22 protein-coding genes are annotated in these 25913 nt (G+C 70.6%); 6 read left to right on the top strand and 16 right to left on the bottom strand.

What is annotated here, in order from left to right; translation table 11 throughout:
- Position 1: 1 nt before the first annotated feature.
- From gap to CGQ25_RS07250, 10 genes are all read right to left on the bottom strand, one after another.
- Positions 2-1009, bottom strand: a complete 1008-nt coding sequence (gene gap, locus CGQ25_RS07295) for a type I glyceraldehyde-3-phosphate dehydrogenase (protein WP_208712471.1) — start codon at positions 1007-1009, stop codon at positions 2-4.
- Between the two features lie 235 nt (positions 1010-1244).
- Positions 1245-1877, bottom strand: a complete 633-nt coding sequence (locus tag CGQ25_RS07290; protein ID WP_208712470.1) for a superoxide dismutase — start codon at positions 1875-1877, stop codon at positions 1245-1247.
- A 106-nt stretch (positions 1878-1983) separates the two neighbouring features.
- Complete coding sequence (gene whiA, locus CGQ25_RS07285) at positions 1984-2964, bottom strand: DNA-binding protein WhiA (RefSeq protein ID WP_208712469.1); 981 nt, start codon at positions 2962-2964, stop codon at positions 1984-1986.
- A 43-nt stretch (positions 2965-3007) separates the two neighbouring features.
- Positions 3008-4054, bottom strand: a complete 1047-nt coding sequence (yvcK, locus tag CGQ25_RS07280; RefSeq protein ID WP_208712468.1) for a uridine diphosphate-N-acetylglucosamine-binding protein YvcK — start codon at positions 4052-4054, stop codon at positions 3008-3010.
- Complete coding sequence (gene rapZ, locus CGQ25_RS07275; protein ID WP_208712467.1) at positions 4051-4974, bottom strand: RNase adapter RapZ; 924 nt, start codon at positions 4972-4974, stop codon at positions 4051-4053. The genes yvcK and rapZ overlap by 4 nt, the downstream gene beginning before the upstream one ends.
- A 31-nt stretch (positions 4975-5005) precedes the next feature.
- Entirely contained in the window at positions 5006-6937 is a 1932-nt protein-coding gene (uvrC, locus tag CGQ25_RS07270) for an excinuclease ABC subunit UvrC (RefSeq protein ID WP_208712466.1), read from the bottom strand.
- 29 nt (positions 6938-6966) lie between these two features.
- Positions 6967-7632 carry a 1-acyl-sn-glycerol-3-phosphate acyltransferase gene (locus CGQ25_RS07265; RefSeq protein WP_208712465.1) on the bottom strand — a complete coding sequence of 222 codons (666 nt, stop codon included), beginning with the start codon at positions 7630-7632 and terminating at the stop codon, positions 6967-6969.
- Positions 7626-8339: an HAD hydrolase-like protein gene (locus CGQ25_RS07260; protein WP_208712464.1), complete on the bottom strand. Its 714-nt coding sequence runs from the start codon at positions 8337-8339 to the stop codon at positions 7626-7628. The genes CGQ25_RS07265 and CGQ25_RS07260 overlap by 7 nt, the downstream gene beginning before the upstream one ends.
- A gap of 46 nt (positions 8340-8385) precedes the next feature.
- The gene (gene uvrA, locus CGQ25_RS07255; RefSeq protein ID WP_255405753.1) at positions 8386-11271 is read right to left on the bottom strand and encodes an excinuclease ABC subunit UvrA; all 2886 of its coding nucleotides are present in this window, start codon (positions 11269-11271) and stop codon (positions 8386-8388) included.
- Positions 11272-11411: 140 nt separating this feature from the next.
- Positions 11412-11792: a GntR family transcriptional regulator gene (locus CGQ25_RS07250; RefSeq protein ID WP_208712463.1), complete on the bottom strand. Its 381-nt coding sequence runs from the start codon at positions 11790-11792 to the stop codon at positions 11412-11414.
- A gap of 43 nt (positions 11793-11835) precedes the next feature.
- On the opposite strand from CGQ25_RS07250, the gene CGQ25_RS07245 reads away from it, so the two are divergent.
- On the top strand, positions 11836-12498 hold the full coding sequence (locus CGQ25_RS07245) for an MBL fold metallo-hydrolase (RefSeq protein ID WP_208712462.1): 663 nt from the start codon (positions 11836-11838) through the stop codon (positions 12496-12498).
- The gene (locus tag CGQ25_RS07240; RefSeq protein WP_255405644.1) at positions 12488-13408 is read left to right on the top strand and encodes an amidohydrolase family protein; all 921 of its coding nucleotides are present in this window, start codon (positions 12488-12490) and stop codon (positions 13406-13408) included. Before CGQ25_RS07245 ends, CGQ25_RS07240 begins: the two co-directional genes overlap by 11 nt.
- A 17-nt stretch (positions 13409-13425) precedes the next feature.
- On the opposite strand, the gene CGQ25_RS07235 is transcribed toward CGQ25_RS07240, so the two are convergent.
- The gene (locus CGQ25_RS07235) at positions 13426-14226 is read right to left on the bottom strand and encodes a trans-aconitate 2-methyltransferase (RefSeq protein WP_208712460.1); all 801 of its coding nucleotides are present in this window, start codon (positions 14224-14226) and stop codon (positions 13426-13428) included.
- A 62-nt stretch (positions 14227-14288) separates the two neighbouring features.
- Here CGQ25_RS07235 and CGQ25_RS07230 point away from each other — a divergent pair, with 62 nt between their 5' ends.
- From CGQ25_RS07230 to CGQ25_RS07220, 3 genes are read left to right on the top strand one after another with little or no spacing between them, the layout of a single operon-like run.
- Complete coding sequence (locus CGQ25_RS07230) at positions 14289-16859, top strand: RNA helicase (RefSeq protein WP_208712459.1); 2571 nt, start codon at positions 14289-14291, stop codon at positions 16857-16859.
- A 9-nt stretch (positions 16860-16868) separates the two neighbouring features.
- Positions 16869-17393, top strand: a complete 525-nt coding sequence (locus CGQ25_RS07225) for a GNAT family N-acetyltransferase (RefSeq protein ID WP_208712458.1) — start codon at positions 16869-16871, stop codon at positions 17391-17393.
- Positions 17390-18748 carry an alpha/beta fold hydrolase gene (locus CGQ25_RS07220; protein WP_208712457.1) on the top strand — a complete coding sequence of 453 codons (1359 nt, stop codon included), beginning with the start codon at positions 17390-17392 and terminating at the stop codon, positions 18746-18748. Before CGQ25_RS07225 ends, CGQ25_RS07220 begins: the two co-directional genes overlap by 4 nt.
- Here CGQ25_RS07220 and CGQ25_RS07215 read toward each other — a convergent pair.
- From CGQ25_RS07215 to coaE, 3 genes are read right to left on the bottom strand one after another with little or no spacing between them, the layout of a single operon-like run.
- On the bottom strand, positions 18736-20082 hold the full coding sequence (locus CGQ25_RS07215) for an MFS transporter (RefSeq protein WP_208712456.1): 1347 nt from the start codon (positions 20080-20082) through the stop codon (positions 18736-18738). The two genes, CGQ25_RS07220 and CGQ25_RS07215, sit on opposite strands and share 13 nt — an antisense overlap.
- Complete coding sequence (uvrB, locus tag CGQ25_RS07210; protein WP_208712455.1) at positions 20075-22186, bottom strand: excinuclease ABC subunit UvrB; 2112 nt, start codon at positions 22184-22186, stop codon at positions 20075-20077. Before uvrB ends, CGQ25_RS07215 begins: the two co-directional genes overlap by 8 nt.
- Positions 22187-22238: 52 nt before the next feature.
- Positions 22239-22874: a dephospho-CoA kinase gene (gene coaE, locus CGQ25_RS07205; RefSeq protein ID WP_208712454.1), complete on the bottom strand. Its 636-nt coding sequence runs from the start codon at positions 22872-22874 to the stop codon at positions 22239-22241.
- A gap of 43 nt (positions 22875-22917) precedes the next feature.
- On the opposite strand from coaE, the gene CGQ25_RS07200 reads away from it, so the two are divergent.
- Positions 22918-23595 carry a YigZ family protein gene (locus tag CGQ25_RS07200; RefSeq protein ID WP_208712453.1) on the top strand — a complete coding sequence of 226 codons (678 nt, stop codon included), beginning with the start codon at positions 22918-22920 and terminating at the stop codon, positions 23593-23595.
- On the opposite strand, the gene CGQ25_RS07195 is transcribed toward CGQ25_RS07200, so the two are convergent.
- Both CGQ25_RS07195 and rpsA read right to left on the bottom strand, forming a co-directional pair.
- A complete protein-coding gene (locus tag CGQ25_RS07195) occupies positions 23592-24023 on the bottom strand; it encodes a flavodoxin family protein (RefSeq protein WP_208712452.1) in 432 nt (143 codons plus the stop codon). The two genes, CGQ25_RS07200 and CGQ25_RS07195, sit on opposite strands and share 4 nt — an antisense overlap.
- Before the next feature lie 239 nt (positions 24024-24262).
- The gene (gene rpsA / locus CGQ25_RS07190) at positions 24263-25738 is read right to left on the bottom strand and encodes a 30S ribosomal protein S1 (protein WP_208712451.1); all 1476 of its coding nucleotides are present in this window, start codon (positions 25736-25738) and stop codon (positions 24263-24265) included.
- Positions 25739-25913 lie beyond the last annotated feature (175 nt).

Below are 25913 nucleotides of genomic sequence, written 5' to 3'. Positions count from 1 at the left end.
GTCAGAGCTTGGACGCGACCAGTTCCGTGAGGTCCACCAGGCGGTTGGAGTAGCCCCACTCGTTGTCGTACCAGGACACGACCTTGACCTGGTTCCCGATCACCTTGGTCAGCCCGGAATCGAAGATCGACGAGGCGGGATCAGTCACGATGTCCGAGGAGACGATCGGGTCCTCGGTGTACGTCAGGATGCCCTTGAGGCCCTCCGACTCCGACGCGGCCTTGACGGCGGCGTTGACCTCTTCCTTGGTGACCTCGCGCGAGACGGTGACCGTGAGGTCCGTCGCCGAGCCGGTCGGAACGGGAACGCGGATGGCGTAGCCGTCCAGCTTGCCCTTGAGCTCGGGGAGCACGAGTCCGATGGCCTTCGCAGCGCCGGTCGAGGTCGGGACCATGTTGATCGCGGCGGCACGGGCACGACGGAGGTCGCGGTGCGGGCCGTCCTGGAGGTTCTGGTCGGCCGTGTAGGCGTGGACCGTGGTCATGAGGCCACGCTCGATGCCGAACGCGTCGTTGATCGCCTTGGCGAGCGGGCCGAGGCAGTTCGTGGTGCAGGAAGCGTTCGAGATGATGTCGTGGCTCGACGGGTCGTACAGGCCGTCGTTGACGCCCATGACGATCGTGACGTCCTCATCGGTCGCCGGGGCCGAGATGATGACCTTCTTGGCGCCTGCGGCGAGGTGCTTCTTGGCGTCCGCGGCCTTGGTGAAGAAGCCGGTGGACTCGATGACGATGTCGACCCCGAGGTCGGCCCACGGGAGGTTCGCGGGATCACGCTCGGCGAGGACCTTGACCTCCTTGCCGCCCACCACGATGATGCCGTCGCGGACCTCGACGGACTGGGCGAGGCGACCGGTCACCGAGTCGTACTTCAGGAGGTGGGCCAGCGTCTCGGGGCTCGTGAGGTCGTTGACCGCCACGATCTCGAGGTCGGCGCCCTGGGCGAGGGCTGCGCGGAAGAAGTTGCGGCCGATGCGGCCGAAGCCGTTGATGCCAATACGAGTGGTCACTCTGGTCGATCTCCTTGATGCTCAGTCGAGCACCCGGATGACTGCTCGAACTGTTAGACGGTCCCGCACATCGTTGGGCAGAGATTTGCACAAGGAAAGGCCGACAGCCTGAGTCTCCATTGTCCATGGCCAAAAGGCCGCCGGGGCCTTTCCGCCCCCCATCCTACGGGGAAAGGGCCCGTCTCGGAACAGACGGACCCTTTCGCACCGAAAGTCACAAAATGTGACGGACCTCTCAGACGATGACGAGCCCGGCGGCGCCCTTGCGGGCCGCGTCGAAGCGCTTGGCGACGTCCGCCCAGTTCACAATGTTCCAGAACGCCTTGACGTAGTCCGCCTTGACGTTCTGGTAGTCGAGGTAGAAGGCGTGCTCCCACATGTCGAGCTGGAGGATCGGCGTGGTCGCGACCGGCACACCGTTCTGCTGGTCGTACATCTGCTCGATGACGAGGTTGCCGCCGATGGGCTCGTACGCGAGGATCGCCCAGCCGGAGCCCTGGATGGTCGTGGCGGCGGCGGTGAACTGGCCGCGGAACGCGTCGAACGAGCCGAAGTACTCATCGATCGCGGCAGCGAGCTCGCCCTCGGGCTTGTCGCCGCCCTCCGGGGAGAGGTTGTTCCAGAAGATCGAGTGGTTGATGTGGCCGCCCAGGTTGAACTGGAGGTCCTTGGACAGCTTGGCCGCAGCAGCGCCGTCGCCGTTGGAGCGGGCCTCGGCCATCTTCTCGAGGGCCGTGTTGGCACCGGTCACGTACGCCGCGTGGTGCTTGTCGTGGTGGAGCTCCATGATCCGCGCCGAGATGTGCGGCTCGAGTGCCGCGTAGTCGTACGGGAGCTCGGGCAGTGTGTAGGTCACAACATCCTCCATCGGTTGGCTTCCCGCACCACTGGCCGTGATGTGCGGGCTGGTGACGGCTCCATCCTAAGCAGGTGCCCGGACGGGATACCGAAACGTCGTGTCACAGGCGCCGGGATCAGCCGTCCAGCATGTCCGGGGTCACGCTGGCCTCGGTTCCCGGAATGCCCGACTCCGCCGCCTTCTTGTCCGCCATGGCGAGCAGACGGCGGATCCGGCCGGCGATCGCGTCCTTGGTCAGTGGCGGGTCCGCGAGCCGGCCGAGCTCGTCGAGGCTCGCCTGCTTGTGGGCGACCCGAAGCTCTCCCGCGTAGCGCAGGTGCTCGGGGACGTCGTCGCCGAGGATCTCGAGGGCGCGCTCGACCCTGGCGCCCGCGGCGACGGCAGCCTGGGCGGAGCGGCGCAGGTTGGCGTCGTCGAAGTTCGCGAGGCGGTTCGCGGTGGCCCGCACTTCCTTGCGCATGCGCCGCTCCTCCCACGCCATCAGCGCGTCGTGGGCGCCCATTCGCGTCAGGAGCGCGGCGATCGCGTCGCCGTCGCGCACGACGACGCGATCCACCCCGCGCACTTCGCGCGCCTTCGCCGCAATGCCCAGACGCCGGGCCGCACCGACGAGCGCGAGGGCCGCCTCCGGCCCGGGGCACGTGACCTCGAGCGCGCTGGAGCGCCCCGGCTCGGTGAGGGAGCCGTGGGCGAGGAATGCACCGCGCCACACTGCCTCGGCGTCGGCCGCGGACCCGTTGACGACGACGGACGGCAGCCCGCGCACGGGCCGTCCGCGATTGTCGAGGAGGCCCGTCTGGCGCGCGAGCGCCTCGCCCTCGCGCACCACCCGGACCACGTAGCGGTTGCCGCGGCGCAGCCCACCGCCCGAGACCACGATGATCTCGCTCGGATGGCCGTACACCTCGGCGATGGCGGCGCGCAGCCTGCGGGCGGTCGAGGCGAGGTCCACCTCCGCCTCGATCACGATGCGCCCCGAGATGATGTGGAGCCCGCCGGCGAAGCGCAGGATCGCGGAGACCTCGGCCTTCCGCTCGGAGGACTTCTTGACGGTCAGCCTCGAGAGCTCGTCCTTGACGCTCTGGGTCAATGCCATGGTGTCCCCTCCTGCTCCCGCGGCTGGCCCTGCGGAGCGACGCTCATCGGCCGCCCTGGGGAGCGCCGCCCCCCGTGAAGACCTCGTGGTACGCCCCGGCGAGCCGGAGCGGGTCGTGGATCGGCCTGTGGCCGGAAGACCTCACTCTATCGAAGTGGACCTCGGCGCCGAGTTCGGCCGCGACGCGCTCGAACTCCGCCCGGTCCGCCACCGACGCCTCGTCGGCGATCACGGCGTCTGCCGTGAAGCCGGGGGCGACCCGCTGGAGGGCGCGCAGATGGTCCGCCGCGCTCATCCCCGTGGTCTCCTTCGTGTCCATCGTGAGGTTCATCGTGATGCACCTGCGGGCGGGGGTCGCGCAGAGCGCCTCGCGCATCTGGGGCAGCAGGAGGTGCGGGAGGACGGACGTGTACCACGAGCCCGGACCGAGCACGACCCAGTCCGCGAGCTCGATCGCCGACAGTGCCTCAGGGCAGGCCGGCGCATCGTCCGGGACCAGGCGGACCTCCTCGAGGCGGCCGGCGACGGCGCACGCCGCCTGTCCGCGGATCGTCTCCCGGCGGGAGGCGCCTCCGTGGGCGCCGCCCGCGGCGACTTCGACGTCGCCCTCGATCATGAGGGGCGTCCGGGACATCGGAAGCACCTCCCCGCGCGCGCCGAGCAGCGCGCCGGCCCAGCGCAGGCCGTCGACGACGTCGCCCAGCAGCTCCCAGAGCGTGACGATGAGGAGGTTCCCCAGCGCGTGGTTCTCCAGTCCGCTCGTGCCGGTCGGGGACCGGAAGCGGTGCTGCATGACGTCACGCCACGTCCTCCCCCAGTCCGTGTCGTCGCACAGCGCGGCGAGGGCCATCCGGAGGTCGCCCGGGGGGACGACGCCGAAGTCCTTCCGCAGGCGGCCGGAGGACCCGCCGTCGTCCGCGACCGTGACCACGGCGGTGAGGTCGGTGGTGAGGAGGCGGAGCGCTGACAGTGACCCCGAGAGGCCGTGCCCTCCGCCGAGGGCGACGACGGACGGGCCCTTGGGCGTCCCGCCCGTTGTCCCCGTGCCTGGGGGGATGAGGGGCAGCTGACCGGTGAACACCGCGTTCACTCCCTCCCGAGGTCGCGGTGGGACGTCGTGACGGTCACGCGAGGCTGCTGCGCGAGGCGCTTGCTGAGCTCCTCGGCGATCGCCACGGAGCGGTGCTTGCCGCCGGTGCAGCCCACGGCGATCGTCGCGTAGTGCTTGTTCTCCTTGCGGTAGCCGGCGAGGACGGGCTCGAGGGCCAGCACGTAGCGGTCCACGAACTCCTGGGCCCCGTTCGCGACGAGGACGTAGTCCCGGACATCGGGGTCGAGTCCCGTGTGGGGGCGCAGCTGGGGCACCCAGTGGGGATTCGGGAGGAACCGGACGTCGGCGACGTAGTTCGCGTCGGCGGGGAGCCCGTACTTGAAGCCGAAGCTCATCACGTTGAGCCGGAGGGTCACGGGGCCCTTCTCCGAGAAGAGCTCGGTGATCGCAGTGGCGAGCCCGTGGACGTTGAAGTCCGAGGTGTCGAGGACGAGGGTCGCGTGCTCCCTGAGCTCCGCGAGGATGGCGCGCTCCGCGGCGATCCCGTCCGAGATCCGGCCGCCGCCCTGAAGCGGGTGGGGGCGCCGGCCCTGCTCGAAGCGGCGGATCAGCACGTCGTCCCGCGCATCGAGGAAGAGGACGCGGTACTCGGTGCCGCGCGCGCCCAGCTGCGCGAGCGCCTCGCGGATGTCCGCGAAGAGCGCCTTGCTGCGCACATCCATCACGACCGCGAGCTTGGGGATCTTCGCCGACGCGTGGCCGACCAGCTCCGAGAGCGTGCCGAGCAGCTGCGGCGGGAGGTTCTCCACGACGTACCAGCCGTGGTCCTCGAGCGCATTCGCGGCCGTGCTCCGGCCCGCGCCCGACATGCCCGTGACGATGAGCAGTTCGGAGGCGGCGGGCTTGACCGGGGTGAGTCCTGTGTCGTGGTCCGCCTCGGCGGCGCTCGTCTCCCTCATGGTCCCCAGCCTATCCAAGACCGGCGGCCAACTAGGACTCGATGATCTCGCCGGTCGCATAGTTCACGGCAGGCGCGGCGTCGCCGAGGCCGTTCAGGCGGGCGTGGACTGCCGCGGCGAGGGCCGGACCGACCCCCTGGACCTCGGTGAGCTCGCCCAGTCCGGCCGCCTTGAGCCGCTTGAGCGATCCGAAGTGGGTCAAGAGGGCCTTCTTCCGTGCGGGGCCGAGACCCGGCACCTCGTCCAGGAGCGACGCCGTCATGCTCTTGCCGCGCTTCTGGCGGTGGAACGTGATGGCGAAGCGGTGCGCCTCGTCGCGGATCCGCTGGAGCAGGTAGAGGCCCTGGGAGGCCCGCGGCAGGATGACGGGGAAGTCGCCTTCGGGGAGCCACACTTCCTCGAGGCGCTTGGCGAGCCCGACGACGCGGATCTCGTCCCCGATGCCGAGCTCGGCCAGAGCCCTGACGGCCGCCGTGACCTGGGGCTGGCCGCCGTCGACCACGACGAGGTTCGGCGGATACGCGAACTTGCCGCCGCGGTCGCGCTCCTCGACCGGCTTCTCCCGTTCGGCCAGGTAGTTGCGGAACCGGCGGGTCAGGACGTCGTGCATGGCGGCGGTGTCGTCCCGCGCGGCGTCGCCCGTGATGGAGAACCTGCGGTACTCGCTCTTCTTGGTGAGGCCGTCCTCGACGACGACCATGGAGGCGACGACGTTCGTCCCCTGGACGTGCGAGATGTCGAAGGACTCGATCCGCAGGGGCGGTTCCGGCAGCTCGAGGGCCTCCTGGAGCTCCTGGAGGGCGAGGGACCGCGTGGTGATGTCCCCGGCCCTGCGGCTCTTGTGCAGGCGCAGCGCCTGCACTGCGTTCTCGTGCACCGTCTTCATCAGCGCCGCCTTGTCCCCGCGCTGCGGGACGCGGAGTTCCACCTTCGCCCCCCGCAGGCCGCTGAGCCATGCGGTGAGCTCGTCGGCGTCCTCCGGCATCGCGGGGACGAGGACCTCGCGCGGCAGCCGCCCGTCCGTCTCGGACTGCTCGCCGTACACCTGGGTCAGCAGGTGGCCGACGAACTCCTGCGGCGTGGCCTCCTCGACCTTCTCGACGACCCACCCCCGCTGGCCGCGGATGCGGCCGCCGCGGACGTGGAAGACCTGGACGGCGGCCTCGAGCTCGTCCTCCTCGACGGCGAAGACGTCCGCGTCGGTCTCCTCGGACAGGACCACGGCGTTGCGCTCGAAGACCTTCTTCATCGCGATGATGTCGTCGCGCAGGCGCGCAGCGGCCTCGTAGTCGAGATCGGCGACGGCGTCCGCCATCCTCCGCTCGAGCTGCACGATGAAGCGCCTCGCCTCCCCGCCCATGAAGGCGCAGAAGTCCTCGGCCAGGGCGCGGTGGTCCTCCTCGGAGATGCGGCCGACGCACGGGGCCGAGCACTTGTCGATGTAGCCGAGCAGGCACGGCCGGCCGCTCTGCTCCGCCCGGCGGAAGACGCCGGCGCTGCAGGACCGGACCGGGAAGACCCGCAGGAGGGTGTCCATGGTCTCCCGGATGGCACCGGCCGTGTACGGCCCGAAGTAGCGGGTCCCCTTGCGCCGCTCCCCGCGCATCACCTGGACCCGCGGGAACTTCTCGCCCATCGTGACCGCCAGGTACGGGTACGTCTTGTCGTCGCGGAAGGCCAGGTTGTACCGGGGCCGGAACTCCTTGATCCACGTGTACTCGAGCTGGAGCGCCTCGAGCTCGCTGCCGACCACGGTCCACTCGACGCTCGCCGCCGCGTGGACCATCGCGTAGGTCTTGGGCAGGAGGGTTGCGGGGTTCGCGAAGTACGACGTGAGCCGCTGCCGCAGGTTCTTGGCCTTGCCGACGTAGATGACGCGCCCGTGCGGGTCGCGGAACCTGTAGACGCCGGGATCGGTCGGGATCTCTCCTGTCCTGGGCCGGTAGCTCGCTGGATCTGCCACTGGTCCAGTCTAGTGAGCCGGAGGGGCTGCTACTGCGCGGGCGGCTTGTTGTAGCCGGCCGCGCGCTCCTGCCCGCTCAGCGCCGCGATGGCATCCATGATCCGGTCCGTCGCCTCGCGCCGCGCGGGAAGGGAGTGGTCCGGCCCGGTCTTGTCGAAGGAGAGCGGCTTCCCGACGATCATCTCGAAGTGCTGCGGCTTGATCCCGTTCGTGTCCGCCGGCTGGAGCTTCTCGGTCCCCCGCAGGCCCACGGGGACGACGGGCGCGCCGGTCGTGAGGGCCAGCCACCCGACCCCTGTCCGCCCGCGGTAGAGGAGGCCGTCCCGTGAACGGGTGCCTTCGGGGTAGATCCCGATGCCGCGGCCCTCGCCGAGGATGTCGAGCAGCGTCTTGAGGGCCGCCACGCTTGCTGCCTGCTCGCCGCGCTCCACCGGGATCGACCCGACGCCCTCGAAGAACGACTTCATGAGCCTGCCCTTGACGCCCTTGCCCGTGAAGTACTCGGCCTTCGCGAAGAACGCCACGCCGCGCGGCATGAGGGCTTGGATGATCACCGAGTCGAGGAAGGAGAGGTGGTTCGAGGCCACGATGAACGGCCCGGTCGTGGGGACGTTCTCGAGCCCAGTGACCGTGGGGCGGCACAGGCCGGCGATGAGCCCGCGGATGCTCTGGCGGGTGAGGGTGTAGATCAGCATGCGGCAGTCTCCGCGGCCGTGCCGGCCGTCTGGCGCGACAGCACGGCCGCGATCGCAACGCGGAGGGCAGCGGCGTCGTCGACGATGCCGACGAGTGCGAGCGCCTCAAGCTCGCCGGCCGGGGCGAAGCCCCACCGGACCCCGATGCAGGGGATCCCGTTGGCGGCGGCTCCGTGGGCGTCGTGGCGACGGTCGCCCACCATGACGGCCCGGGAGGCGTCGGTGTGGTTGGTGGTGAGTGCGGCGCGCACGATCCCTGCTTTGCCGTCCGGCGCCGGCGGGAGCGTCTCGTCGTCGGGCGCGCCGTGGATGCTGTGGAAGTGCCGGTCCAGGCCGTGAAGCGTCAGGAGCTTCTCAGCGAGCGACTGGGGCTTCTGGGTTGCGACCGCGAGGTGCAGGCCCTCCTCGCGGAGCTGCGCGAGGAGCTCGGGGATCCCCGGGTAGGGCCGGCTCGCCGCCATGCCGTGCGAGATGTACCGCCGGCGGTAGGCATGCACGACGGCGGGGAGCGCCTCCTCGGGCACGTCCGCCAGCCGGCGGAGCGACTCGAGGAGGGGCGGCCCGACCATGCTTCCGAGGGTCGTGGCGTCCGGCACGGGGAGCCCGTGCGACTCGAGCGCGAAGGCGATGCCTGATGTGATGCTGCCCGCTGGGTCTACGAGGGTTCCGTCCAGATCGAAGATCACGAGTGCGGGGCTTTCAGTCACCGGGACAGTCTCCCATACCGGGAAACGGTGCCCGAAATCTGCGCCGTCAGCTCGCCCCGAGGATCTCCGCCAGGAACTGGCCGGTGAAGCTCCCCTCCGCCCGGGCAACCTGCTCGGGTGTCCCGGTCGCCACGACCCGGCCTCCGCCCGAGCCGCCGCTCGGACCCAGGTCGATGATCCAGTCTGCGCTCTTGATCACGTCGAGGTTGTGCTCGATGGTGATGACCGTGTTGCCCTTGTCGACGAGCGACTGCAGCACGAGGAGCAGCTTGCGGATGTCCTCGAAGTGGAGCCCGGTGGTCGGTTCGTCGAGCACGTAGGCGCTGCGGCCGTTCGAGCGCTTCTGCAGCTCGGCGGCCAGCTTCACCCGCTGCGCCTCGCCTCCCGAGAGCGTCGTGGCAGGCTGCCCGAGGCGGACGTAGCCGAGCCCCACGTCGACGAGTGTGCGGAGGTGCCGGGCGATCGGGGTGAACGCGGCGAAGAAGTCGGCGGCCTCGTCGATCGGCATGTTGAGCACATCAGCGATCGTCTTGCCCTTGTAGTGCACCTCGAGGGTCTCGCGGTTGTACCTCGCCCCATGGCATACCTCGCAGGGCACGTAGACGTCGGGGAGGAAGTTCATCTCGATCTTGAGCGTCCCGTCGCCGCTGCACGCCTCGCAGCGCCCGCCCTTGACGTTGAACGAGAAACGCCCCGGCTGGTAGCCGCGGACCTTGGCCTCGTTGGTCTCGGCGAACAGCTTCCGGATGTGGTCGAACACGCCGGTGTATGTAGCCGGGTTCGACCGCGGGGTGCGCCCGATCGGGCTCTGGTCGACGTGGATGACCTTGTCGAGGTGCTCAAGACCCTCGATGCGGGTGTGGCGCCCGGCGACCTGCTTCGCGCCGTTCAGGCGGTTCGCCAGCACCTTGTACAGGATGTCGTTGACCAGGGTCGACTTCCCCGAGCCGGAGACGCCCGTCACCGCGGTGAGGACGCCGAGCGGGAACGCGATGTCGACGCCCTGGAGATTGTGCTCGCGCGCTCCCACGACCTTCAGCTGGCGCTTGCGGTCGATCGGCCGGCGCTTCGCCGGGATGGGGATAGAGCGCCGGCCGGCGAGGTAGTCGCCGGTGAGGGACGCCCGGTTCTCCTTGAGCTCCGCAAGGGTCCCGGAATGCACCACCTCGCCTCCGTGCTCGCCCGCGCCGGGGCCGATGTCCACGATCCAGTCGGCCTCGTGGATCGTGTCCTCGTCGTGCTCGACGACGATCAGGGTGTTCCCCAGGTCGCGCAGCCGCGTGAGCGTCTCGATGAGGCGCCGGTTGTCGCGCTGGTGGAGCCCGATGCTCGGCTCGTCCAGGACGTACAGCACCCCCACGAGCCCGGAGCCGATCTGCGTGGCGAGGCGGATGCGCTGCGCCTCGCCGCCCGAGAGCGTTCCCGCCGCGCGTTCGAGGTTCAGGTACTCGAGGCCCACGTCGAGGAGGAAGGTGAGGCGGGCGTCGATCTCCTTCAGGACCTGCGCGGCGATCTGCTCCTCCCGGCGCGTCAGGTCCAGCGTGCTGAGGAACTCGCGCGTGTCGCGCAGCGGCAGGCGGCATGCCTCCGCGATGGAGCGTCCCCCCACGAGCACCGAGAGGGACGCCGGGTTGAGCCTGGCACCACCGCACTCCGGGCACGGGATCTCGCGCATGTACTCCTCGTAGCGGTCACGCGCGGAGTCCGACTCCGTCTCGAGGTGCTTGCGCTGGATGTACTGCACGGCGCCCTCGAAGCCGGTGCTGTACTTGCGCTCGCGGCCGAACCGGTTGCGGTACTGGACCACCACCTTGTGGTCCTTGCCGTACAGGACAGCATCCCGCGCATACTGCGGCAGGCTGTGCCACGGCGTGGTCATGGAGAAGCCCAGCTCGTCGGAGAGCCCCTGGAGGAGCCGGGTCCAGTACTCCTGGGTGGCCGTGCCGAGGGACCACGGGGCAATCGCGCCCTCGGAGAGGCTGAGGGCCGCGTCCGGGACGACGAGATCCTCGTCGACCTCCAGCTTCGTGCCGATGCCGGTGCAGGCCGGGCACGCGCCGAAGGGGTTGTTGAACGAGAACGACCTCGGCTCGATCTCGTCGATCGCGAGGGGATGCTCGTTGGGGCACGCCAGGTTCTCCGAGAACGCACGGACGCGTGCGTCGTCGTCCGCTGCGACGTCGACGAAGTCGGCGAGCACGCGTCCCTCGGCGAGGCCCAGCGCGGTCTCGACCGAGTCGGCGAGGCGCTGGCGAATGCCCTCCTTCACCACCAGGCGGTCGACGACGACCTCGATGGTGTGCTTGAACTGCTTGCCGAGCTTGGGCGGCTCCGCGAGCTGGATGAGGTCGCCGTCCACGCGCGCACGGGAGTAGCCCTTCGCTGCGAGCTCCTTGAACAGGTCCACGAACTCGCCCTTGCGCCCGCGCACGACCGGCGCGAGCAGCTGGAAGCGCGTGCCGTCCGGCATCTCGAGCAGCTGGTCGACGATCTGCTGGGGGGTCTGGCGCGTGACCGGCTCGTGGCAGACGGGACAGTGCGGCCTGCCGATGCGCGCCCACAGGAGGCGCATGTAGTCGTAGATCTCGGTGATCGTCCCGACGGTCGAGCGCGGGTTCTTGCTCGTCGACTTCTGATCGATCGAGACGGCAGGCGAGAGTCCCTCGATGAAGTCCACGTCCGGCTTGTCCACCTGGCCGAGGAACTGGCGCGCGTACGCGGACAGGGACTCGACGTAGCGCCGCTGGCCCTCGGCGAAGATCGTGTCGAAGGCGAGCGAGGACTTGCCCGACCCGGAGAGGCCCGTGAAGACGATCATCGCGTCGCGCGGCAGGTCGAGGCTCACGTTGCGCAGGTTGTGCTCGCGCGCGCCCTTGACCACGAGGCGGGACTGGTCGGGGGCATGGGTGGGCTGCCGGAAGGCGTCGGGGATCTCCGCGGCCGACGACGGCAGTGGCGAGGAATCGTTCAGGGTGGAGAGACTCTGCACCTGTCCATGCTAGTCGACGGTGCTCACATTCGAAAATGTCTTCGAAGTGAGAATGGTCGCGGCCCGCGGTGAGCCACGTCGCATCACGTCGCGCGCTGGAAGGCAGCCCGCAGCAGCGCGACGGCCTCCTCGAAGGACGCGCCCTGCGAACTCGCCACCCCGGCGAAGACCGCTGCCGCGGCCGCCAGGTCCTCGTCCCGACGCGCCCTCGGGGCGACGGTGGTGCCCGCACGGCCCGCCGTCGCGAGGACCCCTGCCTCCTCAAGCTCGCGGTAGGCACGCGCGACGGTGTGCGGGGCGACGTCGAGCTCCCCGGCGAGCGCGCGGACGGAGGGCAGCTTCGCGCCGACGGCGAGCGCGCCCTCGTCGACGAGGTCGAGGATGCGGCGCCGCAGCTGCTCGAAGAGCGGCACGGCCAGCTCGGGGTTCGGGCGCCAGCGCCCCGGGAAGTCGTTCTCCGCCACACGCCCAGAGTACCTGCGCCCGAGGCCCACCTAGACTGGCGCCATGAGCAGCCTCCTGCATGACCTCGACGACGTCACGGTGCGGCGGATCGCCGTGAGCTCGATGGACAACAATGTCTACCTGATCACGGCCAAGCAGTCCGGCGAGCAGGTCCTGATCGACGCCGCGGACGACCTTCCCGCCATCCAGGCCCTCCTCGCCGCGGGCGCCGCCGACGCGAGCGGACCGGCGAGGCTCGCGCTCATCGCGACGACCCACCAGCACTGGGACCATGTCCGCGCCCTGGAGGGCCTCGTCGCCGCCACGCACGCCCCGGTGGCCGCCGGCCGCCAGGACGTCGCGGGAATCCCGGTCGGCGTCGACGTGGTGCTCGACCATGGGGACGTCCTCCCGGAGGCCGGAGCGGACTGGGGGTTCACGCTGACGGCCGTGCACCTCCGGGGCCACACCCCCGGGTCCATCGCCTACGTCCTCGAGCCCAAGGACGCGCCGCCGCTGATCTTCTCGGGGGATTCGCTCTTCCCGGGCGGGGTCGGCAACACCCAGAACGACGCCGACCGCTTCTCGCTGCTGTACGCGGACGTCGTGGGACGCCTGTTCAACGCGTACCCGGATGACGCGGAGGTGCACCCGGGCCATGGCAGGCCCACGACCCTCGGCGCCGAGCGGCCGCACCTGGCCGAGTGGCGCGACCGTGGCTGGTAGTCCCACCGGCGCGGGCACCACAACGCCCGGGCCCCGCGCCGACCACGAGATCCCGGCCTACCTCGAGCGGCTGGGCCTTCCCGGGCTCGCGGACATCCACGTGCACTTCCTCCCCCCGAGGATGCTCGAGAAGGTCTGGGAGTACTTCGACGACGCGGAAGCGCGCTACGGGTGGCCGTGGCCGATCGAATACCGGCTCGGCGAGGAGGAACGGCTCCGGCTCGCACGCAGCTTCGGCCTGGCAGCCATCCCCGCGCTCTCCTACCCCCACAAGCCGGGAATGGCCGAATGGCTCAACGACTGGAGCGCCGACCTCGCGCGGCGGGTCCCCGACGTCGTGCACTGCGCCACGATGTACCCCGAGCCCGATGCCGGTGACTACGTGGGCCGGGCGCTCGCCGGCGGCGCCCGCCTCTTCAAGGTGCACCTCCAGGTCGGCCGGTTCGCGGCGGACGACCCGCTGCTCGAACCGGGGTGGGCACTCCTGGAGGACGCAGGCGTCCCGGTCGTGGTCCACGCCGGGTCCAAGCCGCTCGCCGGCGAGCACACCGGCCCGGAGGGGATCAGGCGGCTCCTGACGGCCCACCCGGATCTGACCCTCGTCATCGCGCACCTCGGCATGCCCGAGTACTGGGAGTTCGCCGAGCTGGCCGGGCGGTTCCCCCGCGTGCACCTCGACACCACGATGGTCGGGACCGACTTCACGGAGCGCTTCGCTCCCCTGCCGGACGGATTTCCCGCGCGGCTTGCGGAGCTGTCCGATCGGGTCGTGCTGGGCTCGGACTTCCCCAACATCCCGTACCCGTACGCGCACCAGATCGAGGCCCTCGCGCGCCTCGGACTCGGGGACGGCTGGATGCGGCAGGTGCTCTGGGAGAACGGCGCGAGGCTCTTGGGCCTCGGGCGCTGACGCGGCCCTCCGCTCGGCTAGGACGGCTTGCGGCCCACGCAGAAGATGCGGCGGAACGGGTACAGGGTCGTGAGGAGGCCGTCCCGTTCCACCGAGGGGTAGGCGTCGAGGAGCAGCTGGTCGTACTGCTCCTCGAACTGGGCGCCTTCCTCGGGCGAGAGCACGTCCAGCACGGGCCGGAGGCCGGTTCCGCGGATCCAGTTCAGGACGGCGTCCTCACCGACCAGCTGGTGGTAGTAGACGGTCTCCCAGACGTCCGCCTCCCAGCCGGCCTCGAGCATCAGCTCGAGGTAGGCCTGGGGCTCCGCCACCGCGTCGGTGTGGCGGAGGACCCCCCGCAGCCGATGCTCCCACTGCGAGGACTCGGCCAGTTCGCGCATGAGCGTGTGCGACGGGGCCTGGAAGTTCCCGGGGACCTGCACCCCCAGCCAGGCGCCGGGGACGAGCTGGTCGAGCCACCGCCCCATGAGCCCGAGGTGACCGGGCACCCACTGGAGCGCCGCGTTCGAGAGGACCACGTCGACGTCGCCCTCGGGCTCCCAGTGCAGGATGTCCCCATGGGTGAACGTGAGGCGGTCGCGTCCCGCGAACCGCGAGCGCGCGGCGTCGAGCATCTCCTCGGAGCTGTCGAGGCCCTCGATGAGGGCGTCCGGCCACCGCTGCGTGAGGGACGCGGTGAGCTCGCCGGGACCGCAGCCGAGGTCGACGACGCGGCGGGGAGCCTCTGCGGCGACGCGCGCGGTCAGGTCGTAGAACGGCCGCGACCGGTAGTCGCCGAACGCGGTGTACAGTGCCGGGTCCCAGGTGGGAGAGCTCATGGGACAACGCTAATCCGGACCCGCCGGTGGGGATAGCCCACTGCGGATAGTCTGGAGGCGCCATGCGACTCGATGCACTCCTCCCCGCGCCCTCCTCGTCCGCCGACCGCGCCGGCCGCGACGACTCCCTGCCCGACGCGGTCTACGAGGCCTTCGTCCGGTGGGCCGAGGGACGGGGCCTGACCCTCTACCCCGCCCAGGACGAGGCGGTGCTCGAGATTGTGTCCGGCTCGAACGTGATCCTCGCGACCCCCACGGGCTCCGGCAAGTCGCTCGTGGCGATCGCGGCGCACTTCCACGGGCTGGCCACCGGGCAGCGCAGCTACTACACCGCACCGATCAAGGCGCTCGTCTCGGAGAAGTTCTTCGCCCTGTGCGACATCTTCGGCGCGGAGAACGTCGGCATGGTCACCGGCGACTCGTCCGTCAACCCGGACGCCCCGATCATCTGCTGCACCGCGGAGATCCTCGCGAACCACGCCCTCCGCGAGGGCTCCGAGGCAGAACTCGGCGCGGTCGTCATGGACGAGTTCCACTTCTACTCCGACCCCCAGCGCGGGTGGGCCTGGCAGGTGCCGCTCCTGGAACTGCCGCAGGCGCAGTTCCTCCTCATGAGCGCCACCCTCGGCGACGTGAGCCGGTTCGAGCGCGAGCTCACCGAGCGAACGGGGCGCACGACGGCGACGGTCGCCCACGCGGAGCGGCCCATCCCACTGCACTACTACTACGAGGAGAAGCCGGTCCACGAGACGCTCGAGGAGCTTCTCGCGACGAAGCAGGTCCCGGTGTACGTGGTGCACTTCAGCCAGCTCGAGGCGATCGAGCGCGCGCAGCAGCTGATGAGCGTGAACATGTGCACTCGCGAGGAGAAGGACCGGATCGCCGAGCTGATCGGGCACTTCCGGTTCGCGGCCGGCTTCGGCAAGACCCTCAACCGGCTCGTGCGCCACGGCATCGGCGTGCACCACGCGGGCATGCTGCCGAAGTACCGGAGGCTCGTCGAGCAGCTCGCCCAGGCGGGCCTGCTCAAGGTCATCTGCGGCACGGACACGCTCGGTGTGGGGATCAACGTGCCGATCCGGACGGTCCTGCTCACCGCCCTGAGCAAGTTCGACGGCACCCGGACGCGGCACCTCAACGCGCGCGAGTTCCACCAGATCGCCGGCCGCGCGGGCCGGGCGGGATACGACACGGCCGGGACCGTCGTCGTGCAGGCGCCCGAGCACGTCGTCGAGAACAACCGCGCGATGGAGAAGGCCCGCGCGAAGTTCGGCGAGGACCAGCGCAAGCTGCGGCAGGTCGTGAAGAAGAAGCCGCCCGAGGGATTCGTCTCCTGGGGCCGGCCCACCTTCGAGAAGCTCGTCGAGGCTGCTCCCGAGCCGCTGACCTCGAGCTTCACCGTCACGCACGCGATGCTGCTGAACCTCATGGCCCGCCCGGGGAACCCCTTCGCCGCCGCGCACCGGCTCCTGACCGAGAACCACGAGCCGCGTCCCGTCCAGCTGCGCCTGATGCGGCGGGCGCTCGGGATCCTGCGCGAACTCCTGGCCGCGGACGTCGTCGAGCGGATCCCCGAGGACGAGCTGACTCCCGAGCAGCGGGCCAGCGGCCACACGCTGCGCCTCACCGTGGACCTGCAGGAGAACTTCGCGCTCAACCAGCCGCTCTCGCCGTTCGCGCTCGCGGCCCTCGACCTGCTCGACCCCGAGTCGCCGTCGTACGCGCTCGATGTCGTGTCCGTCATCGAGGCCACGCTCGAGAAGCCGCGGCAGATCCTCTCCGCGCAGCTCAAACGGGCCAAGACCGAGGCAGTCGCGGCCATGAAGGCCGAGGGCATGGAGTACACCGAGCGCATGAACGCGCTCGACGCCGTCACCTACCCCGAACCGCTCAAGGAGCTCCTCGAGGCGGCGTTCGAGACGTACCGGCGCCACGCCCCCTGGGTCGGGGACTTCGAGCTCGCGCCGAAGTCGGTGGTCCGGGACATGTACGAGCGGGCCATGGACTTCGGCGAGTTCGTCCAGTTCTACGGGCTGGCGCGCAGCGAGGGCATCGTCCTGCGCTACCTGACGGACGCGTTCAAGGCCCTCCGCCAGACCGTGCCGCAGGACGCGCTCCGGGAGGACCTCGAGGACCTCATCGCCTGGCTCGGCGAGCTGGTCCGCCAGGTCGACTCGTCGCTCCTGGACGAGTGGGAGGAGCTCACGAGCGGCAGGGACCTGCACACCCACGATGCGCCGCCCCCTCCACCGCCGGCCCTCACCTCCAACGTCCGTGCGTTCCGGGTCATGGTGCGCAACGAGCTCTTCCGCCGCGTCGAGCTGTTCGCCGACGAGGACTCCGAGGCCCTCGCGGCGCTCGACGGCGAGGCCGGCTTCGGCGTCGAGCAGTGGGAGGCGACCCTCGACGCGTACTTCGACGAGCACGAGGACATCGGCACGGGCCCGGACGCGCGGGGTCCGCAGCTGCTCGTCATCGAGGAGAAGCCCGGCATGTGGCACGTGCGGCAGATCTTCGACGACCCGGCGGGCAACCACGACTGGGGCTTCTCCGCCGAGGTGGACCTCGGCCAGAGCGATGAGACCGGCACCGCCGTCATCCGACTGACGCAGATCGGTCGGCTCGACGGCTAGGTTAGGGGCATGAGCGTTTCCACCACGACAGTGCTCCGGCGAGCTGAGCCGGCCGACGTTCCCGCGATCCTCGAGCTCATCCACGAGCTCGCGGTCTACGAGAGGGAGCCGGACGCCGTGAAGAACACCGCGGAGGACCTCACGAAGGCGCTGTTCGGCGACCACCCGGCGGTCTTCGCGCACGTCGTCGAGGACTCCGGTGCCGGCTCCCCCGCCGTGATGGGCTTCGCGCTCTGGTTCCTGAACTACTCGACGTGGGAGGGCACCCACGGGATCTACCTCGAGGACCTCTATGTCCGTCCCGCCGCCCGCGGCCGGGGGTACGGCAAGGCGCTCCTCGCCGAGCTTGCGCGGATCGCCGTCGAGCGCGGATACGCGCGCGTCGAATGGGCGGTGCTGAAGTGGAACGAGCCGTCCATCGGCTTCTACCGGAGCCTCGGCGCCCGCCCGATGGAGGAGTGGGACACCTTCCGTCTCACGGGTGAGGCGCTCGCGGCCTTCGGCACGGCGTCCGGCGTGGGCGCGCCGTCGTGAGCACGACGCCGGCCCGCGGCCGTCCGCGTCCGGGCGCCGCCGCTGCGGGCCACCACGTCGTGGGCCAGCACGAGTTCCGCGGGCTGCGGACGGTCGAGCACGTGTTCCAGGTTCCGCTCGACCATGCGCGGCCTGACGGCGAGCGGATTCAGGTCTTCGCGCGCGAGTACGCTTCGGCTGCCCACCCGGCGGCGGCCGTCGAGCAGCTCCCCTGGCTCGTGTTCCTGCAGGGCGGCCCGGGCGGCCGCGGGAACCGCGTGACGAGCCTCGGCGGCTGGATGAAGGCGGCGGCGCAGGACTTCCGCATCCTCATGCTCGACCAGCGCGGAACCGGCCTGTCGGCACCGGCCGACCGGGTCTCGCTTCCGCTGCGAGGCAGCGCCCCAGAACAGGCCACGTACCTCGGGCACTTCCGCGCCGACTCGATCGTGTTCGACTGCGAGGCCATCCGCCGCGCCCTCGGCTCGGGCCCATGGACGGTGTTCGGGCAGAGCTACGGCGGGTTCTGCACTCTCACGTACCTCTCGCTCGCGCCCGAGGGCATGCGGCGGGCGCTCATCACCGGCGGCCTCGCACCCCTCGAGGGCCCGGCGGACCGCGTCTACCGGGCCACCTATGCGCGGGTCGCTGCCCGCAATGCCGAGTACTTCGGCTGGTACCCGGACGACCGCGCCAGGGTGAGCGCCGTCCTCGAGCATCTGAGCCGCCACGACGAGCGCCTGCCGAGCGGCGAACGGCTCTCCCCTGAGCGCTTCCAGCTCGTCGGAAGCCTGCTCGGAGGCAACACCCGCGTCGACTCCCTCCACTACCTGCTCGAGGACGCCTTCACCGGCGGACTGCGCGGTCCACGGCTCTCCGACGGGTTCCTCGCACAGGTCCACGCGCTCGTGACGCGGGCCGCGAATCCGCTGTACGCGCTCATGCACGAGTCCATCTACGCCCAGGTCGAGTCGACCGAGTGGGCCGCGTGGCGGGTCCTCGACGAGTATCCTCAGTTCCGGCCCGACGCCCAGGACCCGCTCCTGCTGGGCGAGATGGTCATGCCGTGGTACTTCGAGCAGGATCCGGCGCTCGTGCCGCTCGCGGACGTCGCCGACCTGCTGGCGCGCAGGAGCGACTGGGGGCAGCTCTACGATCGGGGGCGGCTGGCCATGAATGATGTCCCTGTCGCCGCCGCGGTGTACCGGGACGACATCTTCGTCGATCGGGACCTCTCGCTGGAGACCGCCGCCTCAGTCCGGGGCCTGCGGGTCTGGGAGACCGCGGACTTCCACCACGACGGGATCTCGGACGACGGCGAGGGCCTCTTCGCGCGCCTCCTGGGGCTCGCGGATCCCGACGGTCAGGAACGGTAGGCCCGCCGGCCCACGGCGGCGACGGCGAGCACCGCCACGCTGATGAGTCCTGCGACGGCCGCGAGGCCCGGGAATCCGATGAGCGCCATGACGATGCCCGACAGCCCGCCGCCCAGAGCACCGGCGAGGCCCATGGCCGTGTCGCCGACCCCCTGCGCTTCGACCCGGTGGTTCGGCGCCACGGCCTCCGCGAGGAGCGCCGATCCGGCGATCGTGGCCGCGGACCAGCCGAGCCCCAGCAGCACGAGCGCCACGGTCACGGACGCCGGGCTGGCTGCGCCGAGCGCCGCGGTGGCCACCGCGCCGAGGAGGGTGACGTGGCCCGCGGCGAGGACGGTGCGGCGTCCGACCCGGTCGGCGAGCCAGCCCATCAGCGGCGAGAGCGCGTACATTCCCGCGATGTGCAGCGAGATCACGAAGCCGATGAGGGCGAACGAGTCGGTGCCGACGTGGCCGCCGCCGTCCGCCACGCCGCCGACGGTCACTTGCTGGAGGTGCAGCGGCGTCATGGACATGACGGCGACCATGATCCCGTGGGCGCTCACCACCGCGGAGACGGCGAGGCCCGCCCCGGGAGACGAGCGGATCGTACCGATGCCCGCGCGGAGGACGGCGCCCCTTGGCCGCTTCGAGCCGGCCGGCTCCGCGGCGTCTCCCGAGATGCGGCGGGCCTCGAGGAGTGGGTCGGGCCGGAGCCGCGTCCACAGCAGGGCCGCCGCGACGGCCATCCCCGTCACCGAGATGACAAAGGGGCCCGCGGTCTCCGGCAGGCCGAGAGCCGCCCCGAGCGCTGCTCCCGGCTTGATGAGGTTCGGGCCCGCCACGGCGCCGACCGTGATCGACCAGACGACGAGCGACAGGTCGCGGCCGCGGTGCGCCGCGTCCGCGAGGTCAACGGCGGCGAAACGGGACTGGAGGTTGACCGCAGTGCCGACCCCCAGGAGCGCCGCCCCAGCCAGGAGCAGGATCAGGGAGGACGCCATCGTCGCCAGGACGACGGACCCGGAGCCGAGCGCCGCGATGCCGAGGCCGGTGACGAGCGCCTTCCGCCGCCCCCGGGACGCCGCGAAGCCGCTCAGGGGCAGCGCTGCGAGCGCGGCAGCGAGCGTGAGCACGGTGGTGACGGACCCGGCCCACGCCGCCGAGCCGCCGAAGTCGACGGCGAGAAGCGACCCGATCGCGAGGGTGGCCCCGTTGCCGAGGCCGCTCAGGAGCTGCGCTGCGGCGAGCACCCCGACGGTACGCCGCTGGACGCGGCGGCGGGCAGCGTCGTCGTGCGTCAGGCGGCCGGTGGTCGCGGCGGACGCCTGGGCGCCTCGCTCGGGCTCAGGCATGCCCGGCCGACTGCATCTGGCGCAGCTCCTTCTTCAGCTCGGCGACCTCGTCGCGGAGCCGGGCGGCGAGCTCGAACTGCAGCTCGGCGGCGGCTCCGTGCATCTGCTCGGTGAGCTGCGCGATGAGGCCCAGCAGGTCCTCGGCGGGTGCCGCGGCGAGGCCGTCGCGGCGCAGCTCGGCCTCGGCGCGTTCGCGCGCGTTGGCCCCTGCGGCGCCCTTCGTGCGCTTGCCGGCCTTCGAGCGGCCCTCCAGCAGCGCCCGGGTGTCCTCGTCCTCGCGGGCGAGCTGGTCCGTGATGTCCGCGATGCGCTTGCGCAGGGGCTGCGGGTCGATCCCCCGCTCTTCGTTGAACGCCATCTGGATCGCACGCCGGCGGTTCGTCTCGTCGATCGCCTGCGCCATCGAGTCCGTGATCTTGTCCGCGTACATGTGAACCTGGCCGGAGACGTTGCGGGCGGCGCGGCCGATGGTCTGGATCAGTGAGGTCGAGGACCGCAGGAAGCCCTCCTTGTCGGCGTCGAGGATGCTCACGAGGGACACCTCGGGCAGGTCGAGCCCCTCGCGCAGGAGGTTGATGCCCACCAGGACGTCGAAGACCCCGAGGCGCAGCTCGCGCAGGAGCTCGACGCGCCGGAGCGTATCCACGTCCGAGTGGAGGTACTGGACCTTGACGCCGTGGCCGAGGAGGTACTCGGTGAGGTCCTCGGCCATGCGCTTGGTGAGGGTGGTGACGAGGACCCGCTCGTCGCGTTCGACCGTGTCGCGGATCTCGCCGAGGAGATCGTCGATCTGGCCCTTGGTGGGCTTCACGATCACCTCGGGGTCCACGAGGCCCGTGGGGCGGATGATCTGCTGCACGAAGCCGTCGGCCTTGCCGAGCTCGTACTTGCCGGGCGTCGCGGACAGGTAGATGGTCTGGCCGATCCGCTCGAGGAACTCGTCCCACTTCAGCGGCCGGTTGTCCATGGCCGAGGGGAGCCGGAAGCCGTGCTCGACGAGCGTGCGCTTGCGCGACATGTCGCCCTCGTACATCGAGCCGATCTGCGGGACCGTGACGTGGGACTCGTCGATGACGAGGAGGAAGTCGTCCGGGAAGTAGTCCAGGAGGCAGTGCGGCGCGGTCCCGGCGCCACGGCCGTCGATGTGCCGCGAGTAGTTCTCGATCCCGTTGCAGAACCCCATCTGCTGCATCATCTCGAGGTCGTAGGTGGTGCGCATCCGCAGCCGCTGGGCCTCGACGAGCTTGTTCTGCGACTCGAGGGCCTGCAGGCGCTCGGCGAGCTCGTCCTCAATGCCCTTGATCGCCTTGGCCATGCGCTCTGGGCCAGCCACATAGTGCGAGGCGGGGAAGACGTACATCTCCGTCTCCTCCCGGATGACCTCGCCCGTGAGGGGGTGGAGCGTGTGGATGGACTCGATCTCGTCGCCGAAGAACTCGATCCGGAGCGCCTGCTCCTCGTACATCGGGATGATCTCGACAGTGTCGCCGCGCACGCGGAAGGTCCCGCGGTGGAAGTCGACGTCGTTGCGTACGTACTGCATGGCGACGAACTGGCGCAGGAGCGCGTCGCGGTCCATCTCCATGCCGCGGCGCAGCGTCACCATGCCCGCGACGTACTCCTCCGGCGTGCCGAGGCCGTAGATGCACGAGACGGTCGCGACCACGACGACGTCGCGGCGGGTCAGGAGGGAGTTCGTGGCCGAGTGCCGCAGCCGTTCGACCTCCTCGTTGATCGAGGAGTCCTTCTCGATGAAGGTGTCCGTCTGGGGGACGTAGGCTTCCGGCTGGTAGTAGTCGTAGTACGAGACGAAGTACTCGACCGCGTTGTTCGGCAGCAGCTCGCGGAACTCGTTCGCGAGCTGCGCGGCCAGCGTCTTGTTCTGCACCATGACGAGCGTAGGCCGCTGGAGCTTCTCGATGACCCACGCGGTCGTGGCGCTCTTGCCGGTGCCGGTGGCTCCGAGGAGGACGACGTCCTTCTCGCCGTTCTGGATGCGCTCGGCGATCTCGGCGATGGCGGTCGGCTGGTCGCCGGCCGGCTTGTACTCGCTGACCACCTCGAACGGCGCGACGACGCGGTTGATCTCCTGGGCAAGGCTCATGCGTCAAATCTACGCCCGGCAGCGGACAGGGCATGTCCGCATTCGCTGCAGGCTAAGCGGAGGACCCGGCCTGCGCGGACCGGGCGGCCGCCGGCACGAGGACGCCGTCCCACAGCCGGTCCACCGCGGCCCGCAGCTCCTCCACGGTGCCCGTGTTCTCCAGGACGTGGTCGGCGGCCGCGAGGCGTTCCTCACGGGTCGCCTGGGCCGCCATGCGGGCGCGCGCCTCGGCCTCGGGCATGCCGTTCCTGGCCGCGAGACGGGCCACCCGGACGTCGTCGGGCGCGTCGACGACCACCACGAGGTCGAAGTTCCCGGCCTGCCCTGTCTCCACGAGCAGGGGGATGTCCTGGACGACGACGGCGCGCGGGTCCTGGCTGCCCGCCCGCTCGACGATCTCGGCCGCGCGCGCCCGCACGCGTGGGTGGACGATCGCGTTGAGCACCTCGCGCCGCGCGGGGTCCGCGAACACGATGGCGCCCAGCGCCGCCCGGTCCAGCCCGCCGTCGTCGGCCACGATCCCCGGCCCGAACGCCGCGACGACCTCGGCGAGCCCCTCCGAACCGGGCGCGACGGCCTCGCGCGCGAGCACGTCCGCGTCCACGAGGACCGCGCCACGCTCGGCGAGCCGCCGCGCAACCTCCGACTTCCCCGAGGCGATTCCGCCTGTCAGTCCAACCCTCAGCACGGCCCCAGCCTAGCGCGGACGAGCCGCCGCCTAGACTTGTGCGGTGACCGAGACACCGAGCCATGCCGCGCGCTACACGACGGTCGACGGCGAGCACCGCCACGAGCTCGAGGTCAAGCGGTCACGCTTCATCACGGTCCTGCGACGCGTCGAGACGGAAGGGGACGCGCGCGACCTCGTGGCCGGGCTGCGGCGCGAGTTCCACGACGCGCGCCACCACTGCAGCGCCTTCGTCCTCGGACCCGACCGCACCATCCAGCGCAGCAGCGACGACGGCGAGCCTGCCGGCACCGCGGGCATCCCCATGCTCGAGGCCCTCCTGAAGAGGGAGACGCACGACGGCGCGGCGGACCTCAGCGACGTCGTGGCCGTGGTTGTGAGGTACTTCGGCGGTGTCCTGCTCGGTGCCGGCGGGCTGGTCAGGGCGTACTCGGAGTCGGTGTCCTCCGCACTCGACACCGCCCGGCTCGTGAGGCGCCAGCGGCTGCGCATCCTCGGCGTGGCCACGGAGCACGCCGTCGCGCCGCGCCTTGAGAACGACCTCCGCTCGGCCGGTGTCGTGGTCCTCGGCACCGACTACGGCGCGCGCTCCGCCACCCTGCGGATCGCCGTGGAGGACTCCGATGCGGAGGCCGCGGCCCTTGAAGGGCGGCTGGCGAGCCTCTCGGCCGGATCCGCCCGGGCCGACGCGCTCGGGACTTCCTGGGTCGACGTCCCCTAGCCCGCGAGCTGTCGGCCCCAGGCCTCCGCCTTCTCGAGCTCCCCGTCGAGCAGCGGCCCCTCGGTGCCCTTGACGTAGTACCAGGTGGGATCGGCGGCACGCTGGCCGCCGGCTGCCTCGAGCGCGTGCTCGATCTTCTTGGCGGCGTCACCGTGGATGAACAGCTTGACGCGGGTATCGAACGCGGCGGTGCGCACGCCGTCGAGGGAGCCGGGTCCGAGCGCGTCGAGCCAGGCGCCCAGTCCCTCCAGCGGCTTCCAGCCGACGATGGGACTTCCGACCACCAGCAACGCCCCCGGCTCGAGCGTTGCGGGCGAGAACGCCGAGGCATGGACCGCACGGGCGCCGCCGCCCAGCCCCCGGGCGATCGCCTCGGCAATGCGCTGGGTATTGCCGTACTGGGACTCGTAGACCACCACTGCCGTCATTGCCGTGCCTTCCCGTCTGCGGGGCTTCCCGCCTGTCGGCCTTCCTGCCTGCGGGCCTTCCTGCCGCAACAGTAGGCCTGCAGCACGGGAACCGGCGAGGGTCGAACGGCCCCTGTGTGCGACCCGCGCTCACGGGAGCGCGCGCTGACGCGAGCCGGTGCGGACGCGAAAGGGGCGGGCCCTGCTCGCGCAGGACCCGCCCCTTCATGCAGACGGTCGAACCGTCAGCCGGCTACAGCTCAGTTGCCGGTGAGCTTCTCGCGCAGGGCGGCGAGAGCCTCGTCGGACGCGAGCGTGCCGGAGGAGCTGCTCTCGGAGGTCGACGCGGCCTCGGAGGAGTAGCTCGTGGACATCGACTCGTGGCCGGACGCCGCGGCGGCGTCGTCGGCGAGGTGCTGCGAGACCTGCTTCTTGTGCGCCTCCCAGCGGGCCTGGGCGTCGGCGTACTGCTGCTCCCACGCGGCGCGCTGCGTCTCGTAGCCCTCGAGCCACTCGTTGGACTCCGGGTCGAAGCCCTCCGGGTACTTGTAGTTGCCCTCCTCGTCGTACTCCGCGGCCATGCCGTAGAGCGCCGGGTCGAACTCGGTCGAGTCCGGGTCCACGCCCTCGTTGGCCTGCTTGAGCGACAGGGAGATGCGGCGACGCTCGAGGTCGATGTCGATGACCTTGACGAAGAGCTCGTCGCCCACGGAGACGACCTGCTCGGCGAGGTCCACGTGGCGGACCGCCAGCTCCGAGATGTGCACGAGGCCCTCGATGCCGTCCTCGACGCGCACGAACGCACCGAACGGGACGAGCTTGGTGACCTTGCCGGGGACGACCTGGCCCAGCGCGTGCGTGCGTGCGAAGGTCTGCCACGGGTCTTCCTGCGTCGCCTTGAGCGAAAGGGAGACGCGCTCGCGGTCGAGATCGACCTCGAGGACCTCGACCGTGACCTCCTGGCCGACCTCGACGACCTCGGACGGGTGGTCGATGTGCTTCCAGGACAGCTCCGAGACGTGCACCAGGCCGTCGACGCCGCCGAGGTCCACGAACGCACCGAAGTTGACGATCGAGGAGACGACGCCGGGGCGGACCTGGCCCTTCTCGAGCTTGTTGAGGAAGGAGGAGCGGACCTCGGACTGGGTCTGCTCGAGCCAGGCGCGGCGGGACAGGACCACGTTGTTGCGGTTCTTGTCCAGCTCGATGATCTTCGCCTCGATCTTCTGGCCGATGTACGGCGCGAGATCGCGGACACGGCGCATCTCGACGAGCGAGGCCGGGAGGAAGCCACGGAGGCCGATGTCGAGGATGAGGCCACCCTTGACCACCTCGATGACGGTGCCGGTGACGACGCCGTCCTCCTCCTTGATCTTCTCGATGTCACCCCAGGCGCGCTCGTACTGCGCGCGCTTCTTGGAGAGGATCAGGCGGCCTTCCTTGTCCTCCTTGGTGAGGACGAGCGCCTCGACCTGGTCACCGACGGCGACAACCTCGCCCGGGTCCACGTCGTGCTTGATGGAAAGCTCGCGAGAGGGGATGACGCCCTCGGTCTTGTACCCGATGTCGAGCAGGACCTCGTCGCGGTCAACCTTGACTACGGTTCCTTCCACGAGGTCGCCGTCGTTGAAGTACTTGATGGTGGCGTCGACAGCGGCGAGGAAGTCCTCAGTGGTGCCGATGTCGTTGATGGCGACCTGCGGCGTGGTGGACGTCGAGGTGGAGGTGATGGTCATGTAGTAGGGGCTCCGATGTGGATAGTTGGTCGGTCAGTCAGACCCGCGTCCCGGCTGCCGGCCGCGTTGCGGAGACTGGCTGAAGTCTTGGTGTGGTGCTGCGTCCCGCACGCCAGCCGGTCAGGCCAGCAGGCAGAACGCACGCGCGTACTACGCGCCCGTCCAGTCTAGTCGC

Origin of the sequence: Sinomonas sp. R1AF57 (genome assembly GCF_002224485.1) — a bacterium.
GTDB classification, from domain to species: Bacteria; Actinomycetota; Actinomycetes; order Actinomycetales; family Micrococcaceae; genus Sinomonas; species Sinomonas flava.
This window is presented reverse-complemented; position numbering and strand designations above follow the sequence as displayed.

Bases quoted from the DNA above. Each gene is read 5' to 3' on its own strand.
- CGQ25_RS07290 (WP_208712470.1), bottom strand. From the start codon at position 1,877: ATGGAGGATGTTGTGACCTACACACTGCCCGAGCTCCCGTACGACTAC.
- whiA (WP_208712469.1), bottom strand. From the start codon at position 2,964: ATGGCATTGACCCAGAGCGTCAAGGACGAGCTCTCGAGGCTGACCGTC.
- rapZ (WP_208712467.1), bottom strand. From the start codon at position 4,974: ATGAGGGAGACGAGCGCCGCCGAGGCGGACCACGACACAGGACTCACC.
- CGQ25_RS07265 (WP_208712465.1), bottom strand. From the start codon at position 7,632: ATGCTGATCTACACCCTCACCCGCCAGAGCATCCGCGGGCTCATCGCC.
- CGQ25_RS07245 (WP_208712462.1), top strand. From the start codon at position 11,836: ATGAGCAGCCTCCTGCATGACCTCGACGACGTCACGGTGCGGCGGATC.
- CGQ25_RS07235 (WP_208712460.1), bottom strand. From the start codon at position 14,226: ATGAGCTCTCCCACCTGGGACCCGGCACTGTACACCGCGTTCGGCGAC.
- CGQ25_RS07230 (WP_208712459.1), top strand. From the start codon at position 14,289: ATGCGACTCGATGCACTCCTCCCCGCGCCCTCCTCGTCCGCCGACCGC.
- CGQ25_RS07225 (WP_208712458.1), top strand. From the start codon at position 16,869: ATGAGCGTTTCCACCACGACAGTGCTCCGGCGAGCTGAGCCGGCCGAC.
- CGQ25_RS07215 (WP_208712456.1), bottom strand. From the start codon at position 20,082: ATGCCTGAGCCCGAGCGAGGCGCCCAGGCGTCCGCCGCGACCACCGGC.
- uvrB (WP_208712455.1), bottom strand. From the start codon at position 22,186: ATGAGCCTTGCCCAGGAGATCAACCGCGTCGTCGCGCCGTTCGAGGTG.
- CGQ25_RS07195 (WP_208712452.1), bottom strand. From the start codon at position 24,023: ATGACGGCAGTGGTGGTCTACGAGTCCCAGTACGGCAATACCCAGCGC.
- rpsA (WP_208712451.1), bottom strand. From the start codon at position 25,738: ATGACCATCACCTCCACCTCGACGTCCACCACGCCGCAGGTCGCCATC.